Raw genomic sequence first — 2174 nt, forward strand, 5'->3', positions numbered from 1 at the left:
CGGTGTCAGCGGGGCGTTACGGTGGGACACGAGGGCCTCCTGAGCGTCGGTGCAGATGTCGCAATCCACACCGAACCCAGAAGGCCCTCACTCGTTCAAGCACCCAACCCGCGTGTCACCAACGTTCCGGGACAGCACATCTAGGGCTTCTCCTGCTTGCGGACGGCGTTGGCGAGGTCTGTGTCTATCTGCTCGTAGGCCTGGGCCGCGGCCTTCGTGATTGCCGCGAGCTTGGCCAACTCATCTTCGAGCTTGCCTCGCTTGTAGTCCCAGTTGTCAGCGAAGTCGTTGAGCCGGTCCGTGAGCTCCTCATGCCCGACGACCTCACGGCTCCAGCCGTACTTGTCCTTGTCGTCGAGCCCCTGCAACTCCTCGACGATCTTCTCGATGCCTGTGCCCACACTCTTGAGCACGTTGAGATCGTCGACCCTGGTCCTGTCGCCCACGGCGCCTCCTAGGCCGGAAAGCTCCGGGCCGACTCATCGCTCACCTGTTGACGGACTGGATCTCCTGCACGATGACATCCTGGGTGGCCCCGAAGACGCCGTCATCAAGGTTTCCACCCGGCGATCCGGTACCCGTCCAGCTGATCTTCCAGGTGATGGTGGCCTTGAGCGGGTACGAGCCAGTGCCCGAGGAGTGCAGGTACTTCACCCCACAGGGTGGCGTCTCACCGGCCTTGCCCTTGGCGTAGGCCTCACCGATGCTGCCGTCCTTGAACTCACAGACGCCCGACGCCGGATACGTCACCGCGTCCGAGGTACCGGGGTCGATCTTGAGAGAGTACGGCTTGGCGGTGGTCGTGGCGCTGATGCCCAGCACGGGAACGGACGCGGTGACGGAGACCGGCTTGAACTCGGCACCGTCCAGCCAGGCCCAGGTGGGAAGGTTGACCTTCGTCTTGTTCGCGGGAGCCAGGGTCACCTTTGTACTGGGGACGCGGATCTCGTTGTAGGCGAGTTGCGCGAGGATCTCCGGGGTGACCGCCTGAGGTACGTCCGCCGGCGGGTTGTCACCCGTGTCGACCCAGAAGATCGGCTTCGTGCAGTCGAGCGCGCCTGGGTCTCCCTCACGGCCCTTTGTGACGTACGAGTCCCACCAGTAGCCCTTGCCCGCCTTGTCCTTGTTGAAGTCCTTGTACGGCTTCCCGTTGACGTAGCGGTCGCGCTGCGTGGCGTCCCACTCGTAGCCCGTCGAGTCGGCCTCCCAGATCGGCGTCAGGTAGGCCTCAAGAGCGTCAGGTGAGTATTTGGGCGCGTAGTAACAGGCGGGCGGGGTCCAGGTCGTGGTCGGCGTCACCGCACCGGTCGATGCCCCGGAACCGTTCTTGGAGAGGTCGTAGACGACGCCTGCCGTCGCGGAAATATTACCCTTTCCATCGCTTTTGCCGGAAGTGTTCGTGTTGGGGTCGCTGTTCGTACTGCCGCCGTGTCCGTAACCCGCGAACGCCTGAGTGGGGCAGACCAACGTAGTCACTGCGGCAAGTATGAAAATTGCCGACTTTCGGAACCTCATGGCTGGCATACGGAGCTCCCCCGCTGCGACGTCAGCTTCTCGGTGATCCAGACACCCTGCTTGTTGACCTGAAGCAGGCTGTTGTAAAGAACGTAGTCGTCCTTCGAGGCCTTCGTGACCTCTGCCTTCCCAGTCTTCAGGCTCTTGTTGTAGGCCTTGGTCTGGTCCTCACAGTAGACAAGACCTGCGGTCCCGTCGTCGTTGATCTGCACCTTGGCATCGAAGTAACGCTTGGCTCCGGTGATCCGGTCCTTGTAGTCCACAAACTCCTGGATGAACTTCTGACTACCGGCTGCCGCCAGGCCCTCGGAGTAGAAGCGGTAGGCGTTGTCGAGCGGGGCCTGCTTAGCGATCGCCATGTCGACGGCCTTGATGAACTGCTCAGTGTCGCCGAGGACAGCATCCTTCTTCTCGTTGCCCGTCTTCGCCCACTCGAATGTGTACGTCAGGTCCGACGGCAACGTGATCTTCGGACGGCCGGCGCTCGCGGCCGAAGCACTCGGCGAAGCCGAGGCCGATACCCCCGTGTCCGCGCCCGCGATCTTGTCGTTCGACTTGGACTTGTCTCCGTCGCCTCCACCGCAACCGGCAAGCAGCAGTGCGGCCGTCACACCGGCGGTGGCTGTCGTGAGCAGGCGGGAACGGCGGGTCACGGTGGG

At 63.0% G+C, this 2174-nt stretch carries 3 protein-coding genes; all 3 read right to left on the reverse strand.

Translation table 11 applies throughout. The features are described from left to right. Positions 1–140: 140 nt before the first annotated feature. Genes JF597_RS54255 through JF597_RS54265 form a run of 3 tightly spaced genes read right to left on the reverse strand, consistent with a single transcriptional unit; the run spans position 141 to position 2168 of the window. Positions 141–446: a hypothetical protein gene (locus tag JF597_RS54255; protein ID WP_294014510.1), complete on the reverse strand. Its 306-nt coding sequence runs from the start codon at positions 444–446 to the stop codon at positions 141–143. Positions 447–486: 40 nt separating this feature from the next. Then, entirely contained in the window at positions 487–1515 is a 1029-nt protein-coding gene (locus tag JF597_RS54260) for a hypothetical protein (protein WP_294014512.1), read from the reverse strand. Then, positions 1512–2168 (reverse strand): hypothetical protein, encoded by a 657-nt coding sequence (locus tag JF597_RS54265; protein ID WP_366916588.1) that lies wholly within the window; start codon positions 2166–2168, stop codon positions 1512–1514. Before JF597_RS54265 ends, JF597_RS54260 begins: the two co-directional genes overlap by 4 nt. Positions 2169–2174: the final 6 nt, after the last annotated feature.

It is taken from the genome of Streptomyces sp. (genome assembly GCF_019510245.1).
In the GTDB taxonomy this organism is placed as follows: domain Bacteria; phylum Actinomycetota; class Actinomycetes; order Streptomycetales; family Streptomycetaceae; genus Streptomyces.

What these genes read in the sequence shown, in the direction of transcription:
- JF597_RS54260 (WP_294014512.1), bottom strand. Translation starts at nt 1,515, where the DNA reads ATGAGGTTCCGAAAGTCGGCAATTTTCATACTTGCCGCAGTGACTACG.